The sequence below is a fragment of the Vibrio sp. 10N.261.55.F4 genome (assembly GCF_041470465.1).
Lineage (GTDB): Bacteria > Pseudomonadota > Gammaproteobacteria > Enterobacterales > Vibrionaceae > Vibrio > Vibrio crassostreae_C.
In genome coordinates, this window is the sequence record NZ_JBFRMM010000041.1 from 76,195 (window position 1) to 93,644 (window position 17,450).

12 protein-coding genes are annotated in these 17,450 nt (G+C 44.5%); 5 read left to right on the forward strand and 7 right to left on the reverse strand.

Annotated features, from left to right (window positions below):
- Window positions 1-224: 224 nt before the first annotated feature.
- The gene (locus AB4249_RS19020) at window positions 225-1,016 is read right to left on the reverse strand and encodes an MBL fold metallo-hydrolase (RefSeq protein ID WP_017068423.1); all 792 of its coding nucleotides are present in this window, start codon (window positions 1,014-1,016) and stop codon (window positions 225-227) included.
- Window positions 1,017-1,130: 114 nt separating this feature from the next.
- Here AB4249_RS19020 and AB4249_RS19025 point away from each other — a divergent pair, with 114 nt between their 5' ends.
- A complete protein-coding gene (locus tag AB4249_RS19025) occupies window positions 1,131-2,096 on the forward strand; it encodes a GlxA family transcriptional regulator (protein ID WP_372104433.1) in 966 nt (321 codons plus the stop codon).
- Between the two features lie 267 nt (window positions 2,097-2,363).
- On the opposite strand, the gene AB4249_RS19030 is transcribed toward AB4249_RS19025, so the two are convergent.
- Both AB4249_RS19030 and AB4249_RS19035 read right to left on the reverse strand, forming a co-directional pair.
- On the reverse strand, window positions 2,364-3,557 hold the full coding sequence (locus AB4249_RS19030; RefSeq protein WP_017064366.1) for an acetate/propionate family kinase: 1,194 nt from the start codon (window positions 3,555-3,557) through the stop codon (window positions 2,364-2,366).
- Between the two features lie 743 nt (window positions 3,558-4,300).
- Complete coding sequence (locus AB4249_RS19035) at window positions 4,301-6,385, reverse strand: DEAD/DEAH box helicase (RefSeq protein ID WP_372104436.1); 2,085 nt, start codon at window positions 6,383-6,385, stop codon at window positions 4,301-4,303.
- Window positions 6,386-6,694: 309 nt separating this feature from the next.
- Here AB4249_RS19035 and rnb point away from each other — a divergent pair, with 309 nt between their 5' ends.
- Together rnb and AB4249_RS19045 are read left to right on the forward strand one after the other, a co-directional pair.
- Window positions 6,695-8,701 (forward strand): exoribonuclease II, encoded by a 2,007-nt coding sequence (gene rnb / locus AB4249_RS19040; RefSeq protein ID WP_371722077.1) that lies wholly within the window; start codon window positions 6,695-6,697, stop codon window positions 8,699-8,701.
- A gap of 188 nt (window positions 8,702-8,889) precedes the next feature.
- Complete coding sequence (locus tag AB4249_RS19045) at window positions 8,890-9,720, forward strand: AraC family transcriptional regulator (protein WP_017064362.1); 831 nt, start codon at window positions 8,890-8,892, stop codon at window positions 9,718-9,720.
- 184 nt (window positions 9,721-9,904) lie between these two features.
- Here the strand turns inward: AB4249_RS19045 and AB4249_RS19050 are convergent, their stop codons facing one another.
- The gene (locus tag AB4249_RS19050; RefSeq protein ID WP_017059495.1) at window positions 9,905-10,267 is read right to left on the reverse strand and encodes a DUF3024 domain-containing protein; all 363 of its coding nucleotides are present in this window, start codon (window positions 10,265-10,267) and stop codon (window positions 9,905-9,907) included.
- 252 nt (window positions 10,268-10,519) lie between these two features.
- On the opposite strand from AB4249_RS19050, the gene AB4249_RS19055 reads away from it, so the two are divergent.
- Window positions 10,520-11,335, forward strand: a complete 816-nt coding sequence (locus tag AB4249_RS19055) for a phosphate ABC transporter substrate-binding protein (RefSeq protein WP_017064361.1) — start codon at window positions 10,520-10,522, stop codon at window positions 11,333-11,335.
- Window positions 11,336-11,409: 74 nt separating this feature from the next.
- Here the strand turns inward: AB4249_RS19055 and AB4249_RS19060 are convergent, their stop codons facing one another.
- From AB4249_RS19060 to AB4249_RS19070, 3 genes are all read right to left on the reverse strand, one after another.
- The gene (locus tag AB4249_RS19060) at window positions 11,410-12,096 is read right to left on the reverse strand and encodes a MaoC family dehydratase (RefSeq protein ID WP_017059493.1); all 687 of its coding nucleotides are present in this window, start codon (window positions 12,094-12,096) and stop codon (window positions 11,410-11,412) included.
- A 334-nt stretch (window positions 12,097-12,430) separates the two neighbouring features.
- On the reverse strand, window positions 12,431-15,583 hold the full coding sequence (locus tag AB4249_RS19065; protein ID WP_372104438.1) for an efflux RND transporter permease subunit: 3,153 nt from the start codon (window positions 15,581-15,583) through the stop codon (window positions 12,431-12,433).
- Between the two features lie 11 nt (window positions 15,584-15,594).
- Window positions 15,595-16,731, reverse strand: coding sequence for an efflux RND transporter periplasmic adaptor subunit (locus AB4249_RS19070; RefSeq protein WP_065584750.1), 1,137 nt, complete (start codon window positions 16,729-16,731; stop codon window positions 15,595-15,597).
- Between the two features lie 259 nt (window positions 16,732-16,990).
- On the opposite strand from AB4249_RS19070, the gene AB4249_RS19075 reads away from it, so the two are divergent.
- Window positions 16,991-17,434 carry a dCMP deaminase family protein gene (locus tag AB4249_RS19075; RefSeq protein ID WP_017059490.1) on the forward strand — a complete coding sequence of 148 codons (444 nt, stop codon included), beginning with the start codon at window positions 16,991-16,993 and terminating at the stop codon, window positions 17,432-17,434.
- The last annotated feature ends 16 nt before the right edge of the window (window positions 17,435-17,450 follow it).

A 17,450-nucleotide genomic window follows, 5' to 3' on the forward strand; every position in this document is an offset into this window, starting at 1 on the left:
ACATTAATTTCAATCGTATCGAGATCTTCACGACTAAATAATCTGGTGAAAAACTGGAACAGGATATGTATGGGTTTAACTCTGCCGGATTTTGAGGCACACGCGTTTTAGAGTCATAGCACTGAGGCGTTCTTGTCCCAAAGCATGGCGGCATAACACGTCTCTGGACAGAAATCATTTAGACTATTTACTTAAATCGGGAGTCACCGGATTAGTTCAGGTATCTAAAACTCCAAGGTCTCACCATCAGCAGGAATAAGGACTTTATCTGACAAACCGTTTTTATCAATTGCTTCTTTAAGAATTGGTCGAGTCACTGCACAGTGATTGAGTGCCTCCATATGGTTCGCAACCACCTTATTAGGGGAAAGGCGAATAAACTCCATGACCTCATCAATAGACATCAATAACGGTTGACCAACGTCCATACGAGCACGACCTGCCGCGACTACTGTGATATCAGGTTTCAACTCAGTCAACGCTCGTTTTACATCATCGGTTAGAACTGTATCACCGCTAATGTAAATAGAAGGCTCATTGGGGAGCTCCAAGAAAAATCCAACACCATTAGCCATTACCTTGTGAATCCATCCATGGCCGTGCAAAGCCGGAACCGCGGTGAGCTTTCCGTCTAGAAAGTCGATAGTTTGCCAGTCTTCAATTCCCCAATTTACCGTTAAGTCGTATTTTTCTAGGTAAGCCTTATCTTTGGCTGGTGTCGCAACTGGGATATTACGACTTGTTAAAAACGTCTCACCTGCCGGATCTAGGTGATCTCCATGTTGTAATGCCTTGATACCAAGTGTTTGACTGTGAGTAATTAAGGTATGAGTAACCTTGTTTAGTAGCTCATCGGCATTACTTGGCATCTCAACCGTTGGATTTTTCGCGGCCTTAGCCTTAATGACTGAAAACGGAGGCATAGAGCCTTTTTTCCCCAACATAGGATCAATAAGGATAAATTTTTCGCCAGATTCAATGATAAAAGTTGCGCTACGTAGGTGATGGATCTTCATAATACCTCTCTAAATTCACTCATGAGTCATATTCTCTATGTGATTTAGTATGCTATTTTCGGTAATCTTGCCATACTGTCTCGAAAGTCAATATTCGCGCAAATCGAGACAAATATGGAGAAATCAACCGAGTTAGTCAAAATCACTTTGATTGCCTTTGAAGGGATCAGTGCTTTTCATCTCTCTGTACCCTGTATGGTGTTTCAAGATATCTTTTTCGATCAGCCGCCTCGGTTTGACTTGAAAATCTGTAGCGAAAAAAGCTCGCCATTGGAAACAAGCTCAGGATTTGGTGTGGTGACCGATAGAGATTTGAGCGCTATTAAAGAGGCGGATATTGTGATTGTTCCAAGCTGGCCAAATGACCTGCCAGAGCCAAGTGAGCGACTTATAGAGGCGCTAATAGAGCATCATGGGAAAGGTAAGCTACTAGTAGGACTCTGCCTCGGGTCTTATGTACTTGCATGTGCTGGCGTTCTCGATGGCAAACGAGCCACAAGCCACTGGGCGTTTTCCGAACAATTTCAGGAGCAATTTCCTAAGGTGGATTTTGACCCAAACCCTCTATTTGTTGAACATGAGACTATCATTACCTCTGCTGGAGTAGCTGCTTCACTTGATTGTTGTCTACATATAGTGCGCCGTTTGTGTGGTAGTGAGCTTGCGAATGATCTCGCACGTAAGATGGTGACTGCGCCATCTCGTACTGGTGGACAGCAGCAATACATACCAGCACCAGTCAACATAAAACCTCTTACAGAGACAAGTATTAGCCTTGTGATTGAGCTGGTGGAGCAGAGCCTTAATCAGTGTCACTCACTAGATGAAGTCGCTGAGCGCTGTGCGATGAGTAAACGTACCTTCACACGCCAGTTTAAATCCACCTATGGCTGTACATTTGGTGAATGGCTGCAAAACCGACGTTTGGTGCTTAGCCAACGTCTATTAGAAACCACGAAACTATCGATACCTCAAGTTGCAGAGCAAGCGGGTTTTGGCTCTGACAGTGTATTCAGAAAGCACTTTAAATCGGCTTTTCATGTATCGCCGATTCAGTGGCGCACTACATTCAAGCAATAGTCTTAATTTCATTGAGGGCGATGGGGCTAGATCGTCGCATCTATTACTTTTTGTATCTGAAACCTTGCAAGTTCAATTCTAGGCGTTTTTGGGGCATCACAAGCCAGCCCTAACATCACTAGTTTGAAGCTACAAAATGATTTGCCGAAATCAATAGAATGAGTTTTGACTATCTCGCTATAAGGCCACTTAGCGATGGTCTATCCAACATATAAGATCAAAAAAGCGAGCACTAAGCTCGCTTTTAACTATCTGTTTTTGAAAAAATTACAGCAGTTCAACCGACTGTTGAGCAATCACGAATTCTTCGTTGGTTGGGATAACCATTGCTACTGCGTCTAACATTTCAGACTTAGCGATGATCCCTTCAGCACCAAAGCGAGCAGATTCGTTACCTGCTACATCTTCAACGAAACCTAGAATCTTAAGGTTGTTTAAGATCTCACGACGAATTGGTAGAGAGTTCTCACCGATACCACCAGTGAAGATGATACCGTCTAAAGAATCTAGCGTTGCTAGGTAAGAAGCAACGTATTTCGCTACGCGGTAAGTAAACACCTCAAACGCAAGCTTAGCGCCTTCGTGGCCCTCTTCCATTGCTTCTAAGATGCCACGAGCATCGCTCGTAAGACCAGACACGCCAAGGAAGCCAGACTCCTTGTTTAGAGAGTTAAATACTTGCTCTTGTGACCAGCCTTTCTTAAGTAGGTATTCGATGATGCCTGGGTCTAGGTCACCACAACGTGTGCCCATCATTAGGCCTGAAAGTGGTGTGAAGCCCATAGAAGTATCAACACTGTTACCATCTTTAATAGCACATACAGATGCGCCGTTACCTAGGTGAACAGAGATGAAGCTCGATTTTTCGATTGGCTTGTTAACCATCTTCGCAGCTTCACGGCTAACGAAGTAGTGGCTAGTGCCGTGGAAACCGTAGCGACGTACGCCGAAGTCTGTGTATAGCTCTTTTGCGATTGCACCAGTGAATGCACGTTGAGGCATTGTTTGGTGGAAAGCAGTATCAAATACAGCGAACTGAGGTAGAGAAGGGAAAGCTTCAATTGCAGCACGGATACCGATAGCACCTGCTGGGTTATGAAGTGGAGCTAGGTCAGATAGGCTTTCAATTTCGTTCGTTACTTCTTCAGTAATGCGAACCGTTTGAGTGAACTTCTCACCGCCGTGAACGATACGGTGACCGATAGCCACGATATCAGCCGTGAAGCCTAGGTCTTCCATCAGGCCAACCAATTTGCCAATGGCAATTTTGTGGTGGTTATCTTCACCTTGAATGGCAATTTCAGTTTTCTCGCCTTGGAATTTCCAGCTCATACGAGCATCTTCAAGACCAAAACACTCCCCTAGGCCACTTAATACTGCTTCACCAGAAACAGAATCGATTACAGCAAATTTTAGGGATGAACTACCCGAGTTAATAACCAGAACAAACGAATTAGACATTGGATATGGATCCTGTTTCAGTACGAATTGGATGAAGTGTTTACTTCAATTTTAGTTAAGTCCATTATTCAATAATTTTTGAATCTTTCAACTTTTGTTTTGAAAAAATCACTAAATGAACACAATTAAGTTGATCTTGGTCATTAAATTATTTATTTCGAGAGCGGAATTAAAAAATAGTTGAATAAGAAAATTAATGAACAGGTGACGCAAACGAGTGCTCACGTTATTTTTAACTTGATTCAGTTAATTAAAGCGACTCGAACAAATGCAGGTGATCCGCTTGAAAAACAACCACCCTTCCCTTTCGTCTGCTTATCATTACCGATAACTTTTTGCTCGATTTCTCAATTGCTCAGTGTTTGCATCAAAAAGCTCACTGAAGTTGAGAATAGTGATCTGATCTTATTTTGATTGCCTTCGAGCACAACTCTACGAATAGATGCACTGTAACGACGCTTAGATAGCCTTCACTCTTTGTTTCAGCATCTTGTAGCACGTTCTTTTGGTATAGGCTTAGAACGCGATACAGCTAAGTTTTGGCACTAACATTCGTTCTAGGCGCGATGCTTAGTTTCATGGACGAAGCATAGTTACAGGAACGAAGCTTGATTAAAGTAAGTTAGCTACGAATATCGAGCCAAACAAAGCTTAAGTTCAAATAACAGGCACAAAAAAGCCGAGCATTATGCTCGGCTTTTAAATTCAGTGTCTAGACCTAAAGCGTCTAAGCGACAGGTTGATTAACCTTCGTTGCGCTCTGGACGACGACCACGGTTACCACCGCCATTGCCGTTACCATGGCCACGTTCGCCACGGAAGTTACCACGGTGATCGCCACCACGGTTACGGTCGAAACGACGTTCGCCATCACGTCCGCCAGCAGAGTTACCATCGCGAGCACCATCACGGTTGCCACGGTATCCACCACGACCGCCTTCACGGTTACCACCTTCGCGGTTGCCACCTTCGCGGTTGCCGCCTTCACGGTTACCACGGTAGCCGCCACCATCACGACCGCCACGGTTGCCACCACGGTTGCCATCACGACCGCCGCCGCCACGACGAGGCTCACGGAAGTCATTGAAATCAACAACTACAGCGCCAGCTTCTTTTTGACGAATGCGAAGTTTGCTTAGCTTACCAGCAGTTTCAGAGTTCATTGCTTTTGGCAGTTGAACGTAAGTAGAACCTTGGTCTAGCTTGATAGCACCGATAGAACCTTTAGTTAGGCCAAGTTCGTTTGCTAGTGCGCCAACGATGTCTTTAACCTGAACGCCTTGCTCACGGCCAACTTGTAGTTGGTAAGTATCCCAATCTTGAGTATTGAAGTTGCGACCACCACCGTCACGGCCGTTGTCACGATCTTCACGACGCTCTTTGCGACGGTTCTTATCACGCTCAATAGCAGCGATCATTGGGTCTTCGCCAACGTAGAATAGTGGGCTCTTACCTTGCTGACGCTTAAGAAGCATTGCAGCTAGAGTAGCAGCATCAACTTCTAGAGACTCTTGAAGAGTAGAGATAAGACCTGCAAAGTTTTCTAGTGCTTTGCTTTCTTTCTCAGTTTCAAGTTCAGCGCCAAGCTTAGCAACACGTGCAGCAGCAACTTGGTCACGTAGAGGAAGTTGAATTTCTTCCATTTGAGACTTAGTTACGCGCTCGATTGTGCGAAGCATGCGAATTTGGTTAGTGCGAACTAGTAGGATCGCTTTACCTTTACGTCCAGCACGGCCAGTACGACCAATACGGTGGATGTAAGATTCAACATCGAATGGGATGTCGTAGTTGAATACGTGAGTGATACGTGGAACATCAAGACCACGAGCTACAACGTCAGTTGCAACTAGGATGTCGATAACACCTTGTTTGATGTGATCAACAGTACGCTCACGTAGAGACTGAGGAATATCACCGTGCAGTGCAGCAGCTTTGAAGCCACGTGCAGATAGCCAATCAGCTAGACGCTCAGTGTCTTGACGAGTACGTACGAATACGATTGACGCGTCAGTTTCTTCGGTTTCTAGAAGACGAGACATTGCTTCGTCTTTTTCTACGCCTTTAACAACCCAGAAGTTCTGCGCTACTTTATCAACTGTGTGGTTAGTACCAGCAACGTCAACTCTAGCCGGGTTACGTAGGTAACGGTCAACAATAGTCTTAACCATTGGAGGCATAGTTGCAGAGAAAAGTACACGTTGTGCAGATTCTGGAGCTTGCTCTAGGATCCAAGTAACGTCATCTACGAAGCCCATTTTCAGCATTTCATCTGCTTCATCAAGAACAAATGTGTGTGCTTCATCTAGGTGTAGACGGTCACGAGTTAGTAAGTCTTTAACACGACCTGGAGTACCAACAACAATGTGAGCACCGCGGCTTAGAGCACGCATTTGGTCAACAATTGAAGCACCACCGTAGATTTCAATAACTTTAAGACCTTTGATATCACGGCCAAGGTTTTTGATTTCCGCAGCAACTTGAATCGCTAGCTCACGAGTAGGAGCCATGATGATTGCTTGTGGTTTGTGTTGGTTCAGGTTGATTTTGTTAAGTAAAGGCAGAGAGAATGCTGCTGTTTTACCAGTACCAGTCTGTGCTTTACCTAGTGCGTCACGGCCTTCAAGAAGAAGAGGAATAGCTGCTGCTTGGATTGGAGTCGGAGAAACGAAACCCATGCTATCAAGAGCTGAAAGAATGTTATCGTTTAGGGCTAATTCATTAAATTGAATTACAGATTCGGACATTGGGATCCCACTATATATAAGTAAACAAAAGGTCCCGGGAGCTCTATCAATTCCAATACTGATCCAATCAGATACTGATTCCATTCAGAGTTACGAAGCAGTAATAAAACACTTCAAGCCATTAGGGACGTCTAAGGGAGGCGGATTATTCCCTAAATGCATAAAAAAATCCAGAAAAAATTGAAATACATCACATATTTTTCGCTTTTACATCAATACTGGTTATCATATCGTCAAAACTTGATGAATATCTCGTCACAGCACCCATCTCCTAGCAAATTGACCTAGTTAAATAAGAGGGCAATTAATTAACGCTCACTTCGCCTTTAAGTAGTAATCAAGCCTCGCAATGATTATAGTGTGCTCAATTGTCCTCGATAGATAAAAGTCAAAATGTTTCAAGATAATCCTCTACTCGCTCAGCTCAAGCAGCAAATCCAAGAAACCCTCCCTAAAAAGGAAGGTACCATCAAAGCCACTGAAAAAGGTTTTGGTTTTCTCGAAGTTGATAGCAAAACAAGCTTCTTTATCCCGCCTCCGTACATGAAGAAATGTGTGCACGGTGACAAGGTGATTGCCATCATTCGCACAGAGAAAGAGCGCGAAGTAGCAGAGCCTGAGGAATTGGTTGAACAAGGTCTTACTCGCTTTATTGCACGAGTTAAGCTTTTCAAAGGCCGATTGAACGTTGTTCCTGATCACCCGCAGCTCAAAAAACTGCAACTTAAAGCGAAAGCAATGAAGGGTCTAAACCCTGAAACGCTTAAAGAAGGTGACTGGGTTGTTGCTCATATCGTTCAACACCCATTAAAAGGTGACAATGGTTTCTTGGCTCAGATCTCTGAGAAAATCACAGACGCTGACGACAAGATTGCACCTTGGTGGGTAACGCTGGCACAAAACGATCTACCAAACAGCGAGCCTGAAGGCATCGACAACTGGCTAATCAACGATGACGCCGATCTTGAACGTGTAGACATGACGCACGTCCCTTTTGTGACTATCGATGGCGAAAGCACAAAAGATATGGATGACGCGCTTTACGCGAAGAAGAAAGAGAACGGTGATTTTGAACTGACTATCGCAATTGCTGATCCAACGGCTTACATCTCTCCAGATGATGCGATGGATAAAGTGGCACGCGAGCGCGGTTTCACTATCTACCTTCCTGGTCGCAACATCCCAATGTTGCCTCGTGATCTTGCTGACAACCTATGTTCACTGATCGAGAACGAAGTTCGTCCTGCACTTTGCTGCACAGTAACGGTATCTAAAGGTGGCGTTATCGGTGATGACATTAACTTCTTCGCTGCAAACATCAAATCTCATGCTCGTCTTGCTTACGACAACGTATCAGACTGGCTAGAAACAGGTGCATCAGAGAAATGGCAACCATCAGAAGAGATTGCTGCAATTGTTTCTGATCTTCACCAATTTGCTCAAGCACGTTCAGCATGGCGCTCAGCAAACGCTGTTGTGTTCCCAGATCGCCCTGACTACCGCTTTGAACTGAGCGAAGATAACGATGTTGTCGCTATCCACGCTGACATGCGTCGTAGCGCAAACAAGCTGGTTGAAGAATCAATGATCAGCGCGAACATCTGTGCGGGCCGAGTACTAAAAGAGAGCTTCAACCAAGGTGTGTTTAACTGCCATTCTGGTTTCAAGGCTGAGAAAATCTCCGACGTTCTTGAACTGGTAAACCCGCAAGCGGAAACGCCGTTCACTGAAGAGCAAATCATTTCTCTAGAAGGTTTTGCTACTCTACGTCGTTGGTTAGGTTCTTTAGATAACAGCTACTACGACAACCGTATTCGTAAATTCCAAGCGTATAGCGAGATCAGCAATGAGCCTGCACCGCACTACGCGATGGGATTAGATATTTACGCAACTTGGACTTCTCCAATTCGTAAATATGGCGACATGATTAACCACCGTATGCTTAAAGCACACATCTTAGGTAAAGCGCCAATTCAAACACCAGATGAAACTATCGGTGATGAACTTGCCCTGCACCGCCGTCACCACGGCATGGCTGAGCGTAATGTTGGCGATTGGTTGTATGCTCGCACTCTAGCCAATGCTCCAGCAGAAGAAACTCGTTTCCAAGCTGAGATTTTCGATATTAACCGTGCAGGTATGCGTGTACGTTTACTTGAAAATGGTGCTGCTGCATTTATCCCTGGATCTCTCATTCTTAATAATAAAGAAAGAATAGAGTGCAACGGTGATATGGGTACTGTATCTATCGATAAAGAAATGGTATACAAACTGGGAGACGTTTTAGAAGTAGTTCTCTCTGAAGTTAATCAGGAAAACCGTAACTTAGTAGCAAAACCTACTCAAGTATTTGCGGACTTGCCTAGCGAGCCTGAAACGACAAACGAAACCGAAGCTTAAAGGCTTTAACAGCTACAGCTTTCAAGGTTACGGCTTTCAAGGTCAAAGCTTTCAAGGTCAAAAGCTTCAAAGGTTCACTTCTAAAGGCGCTAATTATTAGCGCCTTTTTTGTAAATGTCTCATGCTTAAACAATACTTAAAAAAAACAATCAATAAGCAATCAATTTACAACGTCAAAGAAGCTCACTATGTCATCAATCACAGTTACTCAGTTCAGAAACTTCATTCCCAGGAGACGAGAACGTTATCCTGCCTCTAAAAACGGTATCTTTATAGTGTCGAAAGGCAGCATTTCTTTTGTGTTGCCCAATGGTACTCAAGCCTCGTTGCAAGCGGGAGATTTCACCCTTTACAATTCTGGTCAGATTAAAGACATCACGGTTAACACTGAAAATGGCGAATTCAGCGCAACCTGCTTAGATTTTGATTTGGCTATCTTTCAAAAGTTCATTAATCAGTTCAGCGATTTAGAGTCCGCTCGAATCCCAGACAAGTACATTAAGTTCAATCAAACGGATACTGAGCTCTGTCAGTTGAAAGATCTCATCATGTCACTGGCCAACTCTTCTTCTCAGAATGACTACGCACTCACTCAATTAGGCTTAAGTTTGCTGTCTTTGATGGTGGAACAGTACCCAGCTCTATTGGCTATTATTGCTCGAGCTTCAAGGTTAACCGTGACCCAAAGAGTCATTCATTACATCGAGCAAAACATTGAAAACAATATCTCTTTGGATACGCTCGCCAGTTACATGGGAATGTCACCGGCTACGCTTAAACGTCGCTTATCGGCTGAAGATCTGTCGTTCTCAAACTTATTAAAGATAAAACGTATTGCTCATGCAGCCACTCAGCTAAGAACATCGGATAAGTCGATCACTCAAATCGCGTATGAGTCAGGCTTTAAAAGTGCCGCTCACTTCAGCACGGCCTTTAAAACGTATCACGGAAAAACACCAAAAGACTTCCGATCGCTAGTGGCACAAGCACAACTGCAGAGCGTAAAGCCGCAAGTTTAAAGAAACAAAGCGATAGATTGATGTGGACGTCTTAGTTGGGAACTGGTGTAAACCAAGTGGCTTCAATATTAAGCCACTTGGGTGTGGGATGAGATGATTTGGCTTTGGGATTCAGTGGTTGAGTTTTGATACTCATTGATTCAGCTTTGCGAGCAGGCCACCAGCAAACGTGAAAACAGAGTGACTATGACCAGAAGTACGATTTAGGGTCTTTTTCTATTTCCGCCAAAATAGCATCAAGATCCTTCGATTTAGGAAGGTACGGATACGGCCCCCAATTCACAGAGTCGGTTTCGACATCCCCTTCAAGCGGCACCATCACTAACCAACAAGACAGCGACTCATCAAAAGTCACGCAGACGATCTCGTTTGTATAATCACTGTGAGATGAGTCGAGTAGATAATGCGCCTGAGAAAACAGCACACCACCCTCACACTCTTCATATAGGGATTTGCCTAGCTCGACAGGTAAACTTCGATTTCGAGATGTACAGAGCCTCTCGGCCCCAATTAAAAGACGATTCAGCTCGATATGAATGACGGACATAACACCCCTTGTAACTTCATAGAAACTTCTAAGTAGTGAATTCCTCTACTTAGCTTAGGACTCAACAAACATTTTAGCGAACAAGCGTAATCAAAATACCTGCCCTGCTCCCAGAAACGAATCTGCTTTCGGAAACCCAGAAAGCTACGACTCATCAAGCGAACAGCTATACATCGAGAGTATGGAATTTCACAAAAGTGTCATATAACCGACCTATCATATGCGACAAATGTTATTAACTAGGAGTTGTTTATGTTACGAGTCGCGCTTGCCTCTCTTTTATCCTTAGCCCTGTCTTCTCATGCTGCTTTAGCACAAGAAACCACTATTTCGGGCTCCACTTCAGTATCACGAGTGATGGATGTATTAGCTGAGGAGTACAACAAGACTCACCCTGATAACTATATTGCGGTTCAGGGCATTGGTTCTACAGCAGGTATTACCATGGTTAATAAAGGTGTCTCTGACATCGGTATGAGCTCGCGTTATTTAACCGACCGCGAACAAGACGAGAAGTTGAAGGTATTTCCAATTGCCTTTGACGGCCTAGCTGTAGTAACTAACCGCTCAAACGCTGTAAGCAACGTTACACGTGAGCAGCTGTTCGATATCTACAAAGGCAAAATCACGAACTGGAAAGCTGTGGGTGGCGCAGATCAGCCTATCGCAGTTGTCACTCGCGAAGCGTCTTCTGGCTCACGCTATAGCTTCGAAAGCTTGCTTGGTTTAACGAAGATCATTAATGACCGTCTAGTGTCTGACATCAACCCAAATAACTTGGTTGTAAACAGCAACAGCATGGTTAAAACGATTGTTAACCATAACCCACACGCGATTGGTTTTATCTCTGTTGGTTCAATCGACCGTTCGATTAAAGCAATTACATTTGAAGGCGTAGAGCCAACATCTAAGAACATTGCTAACCACAGCTATGAATTGGCTCGCCCATTCTTGTTGCTGCACAAGACAGACTCAGTTTCTGACGAGAGCAAAGACTTCATCAAGTTCGTGAAGTCAAAGCAAGGGCAAGACCTTATCGAAGAGTACGGCTACACTCGCATTAAATAAGTGAGTGAGTTTTATCTTATGAAAAAAAAGAGAGAGCATTAAGCTCTCTCTTTTTTTGAATCTATATGGTTCGTTTAGAAGTGAAGTTGAATCACTGAAACGATCACTGCGCCAGGACGACGAATACCTTCGATTTCGACGCGAATTTCGCGTTCAATCTCTAGGCCTTTCTTAATTGGCGTTACTTTTGTTAGCGTACTTTTAGCACGAACATTACTGCCCGATTTAACAGGGTATGGGAAACGTACTTGGTTAAGACCAATGTTTACGACCATCTTCGCTGTTGGGAATTGAGACTTGTCAGGGTCAACACTGTCAGTCAATCGAGGAAGCAGAGATAAAGTTAAAAAACCATGTGCGATGGTTGTTTTGAACGGAGAGTCTGTTTCCGCTTTTTCAGGCTCAGTGTGAATCCACTGCATATCTTCAGTAACAAGGCCGAACTGGTTAATACGGTCTTGACTTACATTGATCCAGTCGCCAGTATGGATGACTTCACCGATCTGTTGATTAAGCTCATCAAACACAAGTTGTGCTTCTGGCTTAAGTACGATCGGCTGTTCCACCGGCATCTCTGGTGCATCTTCATTGACAGCAGGTTTGTGGTGATCACGAACCCACGCAAAGAAATGGCTATTTTGCGTACGATTAAGAAAGTCGCCCCAGTAATCTCTAAGAGCTGGAGACATCCATTGCATAAACTCTGAGTGTTGCGAAGACATGCTATCGCCTCGGTGTTTAAATAAATCAATGACTTTCATAAGAACCTCAATGCACAAAAAATTTCAATATAACTTCGTAATTTTGAAACACTTCACACTATTGTGCAAATGTTTTCGAGCATACAACCGTTAGCTGAACCTTGTTAAAATCATATTAAACATATACTTACCAATAAAACATCATTTTATTAAAAAACCCAAATTAGAGTGTTAGCTCTATCACATGACAAACATTTGTTTATATAAAAGGCGTTTTTATTCATAAGTGGAATAAAAAAAGGCTTAGCGCAATGCTAAACCTTAGTTTTTACAAGGAATTAGTTTTCCGAGGGTTGGTCTTGTAATAGACGAATCTTACAAGACACTCAATCCCCTATTCGTCATCAAGCGGAACCAGCTTCGTATTACCACCGTGTGCTTTCTCACGCTTACGTTGCACGAATGCGTAGAAGCCAGGGATTAGGAACGTACCCGCCAGTAACACACATAACAGGCCGCCGATCAGTGAAATACCCAAAGAGTTCTGACTCACGTGACCTGCGCCCGCAGCAAAGATAAGCGGGAAGATACCTAAGATGAACGACCAAGACGTCATGTTCACAGCACGGAAACGTAAAGTACCGCCCTTCACCGCCGCATCTTCAATCGGTGCGTCTTTCTCTTCACGCTCAACCTTTGCGAATTCCACAATCAAGATTGCGTTCTTCGCGGCCAAGGCTATCAAGAGAACCAAACCTATTTGTGCATAAAGGTTCAGCGGAGTGCCCGTTAGATTCAATGCCAAGAAGGAGCCTAAGGTTGCGACAGGTACCACGAGGATAATCGCAATCGGAATTGTCCAACTCTCGTATTGAGCCACCATAAACAGGTAGATGAAGATCAGAGCCAGTGCGAAAGCAAAGATCGCTTGGTTACCTGCTAGTACTTCTTGGTAAGCCATGCCTGTCCATTCGTACTGATACCCCTGAGGCAATACTTCTGCAGCTACGCGTTCCATTGCCGCAATCGCATCACCACTTGAGTAACCTTCTGCAGGTTGACCTTGAATCACGGCACTGCGGTACATGTTGTAACGCCATGCTACATCTGGTTCAAAGATCTGGTCGTAAGTCACCAATGTGCTTAACGGGATCATCTCGCCATTAGACGAACGAACGTGGAATCGTTGTAGGTCGTCCATGCTGCTACGGTGTTCACTGTCAGCTTGCATGGTTACGCGGAAGTTCTTACCAAACATGGTGAAGTCGTTCACGTACAACGAACCAAGGTTACCTTGTAGTGTTTGGAAAATTTCCGACAACGGAATACCTAATTGCTGCGCTTTCTCACGGTCAATATCGACATAGTAGTGAGGTACGTTCGCACGGAAAGTACTGAATGTGTGTGAAATCTCAGGCTGTTTGCTCGCCTCAGCTATCACGTCATTCATCACCATAGCAAGATCAGTACGGCTTCGGCCTAGCGTATCTTCAAGTACAAACTCGAAACCAGACGCGGCCCCCATGCCCGGAACTGCTGGAGGCCCCATCGCAAACACGACAGCTTGAGGAAGTTCAGTCGCAGCACGACCATTAATACGCTGTGAGATAGCCTGAGCAGAGTGTTGACCATCCAGTGCATTACGCATGTCCCAATCGTGAAGCTTGATGAACATTGACGCACCATTCGACGCAGAAGCGCCCGTCATAAATGCGTAGCCGTTAACCAGTGTTACGCCATCAACACCCGGCTCTTGTTCAACCATTTCAAGCAGCTGCTTAGTCACTTCTTCGGTTCGAGACAAGGATGCCGCGTCAGGAAGCTGAACGTTAACCAGCAAAATGCCTTTATCTTCTTGAGGTACAAACGCCGTAGACGTTGTCTTCGCAAAATAAGTCACAGCCGCCAAAGCCACAAAGAAGAAAGTGAACAGCAGAACGCCTTTCTTAACTAAGAAGCCAGCCACTTGACCGTATTTGTTAGTAACAGACTCTAGACCACGGTTAAATGCTTGGTACCAACGCGCCGTGTTACCACCACCCTGCTTAAGAACCAGTGAACACAATGCAGGTGATAGCGTTAATGCGTTAATTGAAGAGATAACAACCGCGATACAGATAGTCAGAGCGAACTGACGGTACATGATGCCAGTAATACCAGGAAGCATTGCAACAGGGATGAATACCGCAAGTAGAACCAAGGTCGACGTAATGATCGGCCCCGTTACTTCTTTCATCGCAATAAGCGTGGCTTTACGCGATGAAATGGTTGGGTCTTTAGCCATTGTGGTATCAACGTTCTCGATAACCAAGATCGCATCATCTACTACGATACCAATCGCTAGTATCAAACCAAACAGGGTTACCGTGTTGATGGTAAAGCCTGTCATCTGCATGACCGCAAAAGTACCAATCAAAGATACAGGAATCGCAACCACCGGAATCAAAGTCGCACGCGCACTACCTAAGAACAGATACGTTACCGCGATAACCAGTAAGATCGCTTCAATTAGCGTTTTTACTACGCCTTTGATCGACTCTGCAACGAAGAGTGTAGTGTCGTAACTTGCTTCATACGCCACGCCTTCTGGGAAGTTCTTGCTTAAGTTTTCCAGCATCGCCATCACAGCTTTGCCACTTTCCAGCGCGTTAGCGTCTGATTGAAGTGACAGCGTTACGATCGACGCATCTTGACCACGGTATTTACCATTACCGTCGTAGAACTTTTTACCAAGCTCAACACGTGCAATGTCTTTTAAGTAAACCGTTGAACCGTCTTGAGTTGCACGAAGAACAACATTTTCAAACTCATCAGCTGTTTCTAATCGGCCTTTTGTTACCAAGTTGAACTGCACTTCTTGTGCGTTGTTATAAGGTGCAGCACCAATACGGCCTGCAGCAACTTGAACGTTCTGCTCTGCCAACGCGCGATTCACGTCTGAAGTGGTGATATTGAGGTTAGCCATTTTCTCAGGATCTAACCAAACACGCATCGCGTATTCACCACCACCCAACACGTTAACTTCACTGATGCCCTTCACACGAGCCAGTTGGTCTTTAATGTTTAGGTTAACGTAGTTGATCAAGAATTGATCGTCGTACTCACCGTTTGGCGAATAGAAGTTCAATACCATCAAAAGGTCTGGTGAACGCTTTTTAACGGTGACACCCACCATTCGAACTTCTTGCGGAAGCTTCGATTCGATTTGAGCAACTCGGTTCTGAACGTTGACCTGAGCCATATCTGGGTCAGTACCAACATCAAAGGTCACATTAAGGTTGTATGAACCATCGTTAGCGCTTTTAGAAGACATGTAGATCATATCTTCAACGCCGTTAACCGACGTTTCTATGGGGTCGGCTATCGCCTGTTCCACCACTTCAGCACTTGCGCCCGTGTAGAATGCCGACACACTGACCGACGGTGGACTAATTTTTGGATATTCAGCCACTGGCAAGATAGCGAGAGAAATCGCACCCGCCAGCGTTAAGATTATGGATATAACAAGGGCGAACTTAGGCCTTTGAATAAAGAAACGACTTAACATAAATAGTCCCCTTACTCAGCTTGTTCAGCAGAAGCTTGAATACGAACAGACATACCATTACGTACACGCTGTAGGCCTTGAGTGATGACTGCGTCGTTTTTCTCTAATCCAGAATGAACAATCACACCACCTTCAACCTGACGACCCATTTCGATGTTTCTGCGCTCAGCAACGGGTTCGGCTTCTCCTTCAACTAATACCATCACGAAGTCGCCTTCGAGGTCGGTTTGCACTGCACGACGAGGAATAGTCACAACATCAATAGGTTGTTTTTCACGTAGATCAACGCGAACGTGTTGGCCTGGAAGTAGTTGCTGATTCGGGTTATCAGCAATCGCACGCATCGCGATCGTACCAGTATTAAGGTTGATACGGTTGCCCAAGAAGTCAAGCTGACCTAGATGTTCGAACGCTTCACCGTTCTCAAGCATGATCTGAACTTCAACACCTGCAGAGTCGCTGCTGCCATCGCCTTCGATGCGGTCCATACCCAGCTCAATACGCTCACGCTCACTGATGCTGAACGATGCATGGATTGGGTCTAGGCTAACCAAAGTTGTCAGAACACCTGAAGACGGTGAAACTAGGTCACCTTTACTTACTTTAGTGTCACTGATTCTTCCAGAGAAAGGCGCGATAATTTTGGTGTGAGAAAGTTGGACATTCGCGGCGTTTAACTGAGCTTGGCTTGCTTCTAACTGTGCTTGAGAACCTAATAGGTTTGCCGTTAATGCATCAAATTCAGATTGAGAAATACTGCCCTTAGGAAGTAGGTTCTTACCACGATTGAAATCAAGTTCGGCTTTTTTAAGGTTGGCATTCGCTTGAGCAACAGCCGCTTTCGCGCTTGCTACTTCTGCTTCAAATGATGAAGGCTCAATTGAGTAAAGCAATTGCCCCTTCTCGACCATTTGGCCTTCTTTGAAATGGCGGCTTTGCAGGTAGCCAGAAACTTGTGCAGTAATTGCCGTGTCTTCAACGGCTTCAATACGACCGATGTACGACTTACTTTGTTGGTGAGAAACGACGCTAACATCCTGTACAGCTACGAGAGGTAAAGGCGCTTGCTTGGCATTCTGAGCATCTTGCCCACATCCAGCAAGAATAAGAGAGCTTGCAAGAGCAGTAAGGATCAACTTTTTACGCATGGTTATACCGTCACTTATTAGTATTTGAACAGCATAAAATTTACGTAACACCTCTGTTACCATTGTCCGAGGAATATCAATTATAACTGGCCAAAGTGTATCAATATGTTAATTGAAACCAAGTACTTATAAAGTGATTACAAACACGCTACAATTCCTAAGTAAATCAATCTCTCAGCTTTTGTTCTCTATGGATATTGTCTAACATAATGTATTGTCAGACAGATAAGCATTCACATTTAATTGTTAAGGAATTCTCATGATTTCAAAATGGGCTAAACGTTTCTATCAAATGGCGGAATTGGTCGGTTCTTGGAGTAAAGATCCTTCAACTCAAGTCGGCGCCGTAATCACTAAGCACAACCGCATTGTTTCTGTTGGTTTTAATGGCTACCCACATGGCGTGTCTGATAGTGCGGATACTGATGACAGAGAGATGAAGTACCTCAAGACACTTCACGCTGAAGAAAATGCGATCTTATTCGCCAAGCGTGATTTGGACAGCTGTGAAATCTGGGTGACTCACTTCCCTTGCCCAAACTGCGCAGCGAAAATCATCCAAACCGGTATTTCTGCGGTTCACTGCCCAGAGCAAAGTGAAGACTTTCTTTCTCGCTGGGGAGACAAAATCAAAGTGAGCCAAGATATGTTTGAACAAGCAGGCGTAAAAGTCGATTGGTTGCCACTGGCTGACCTAGATTAAACGAACAGATAGTTAG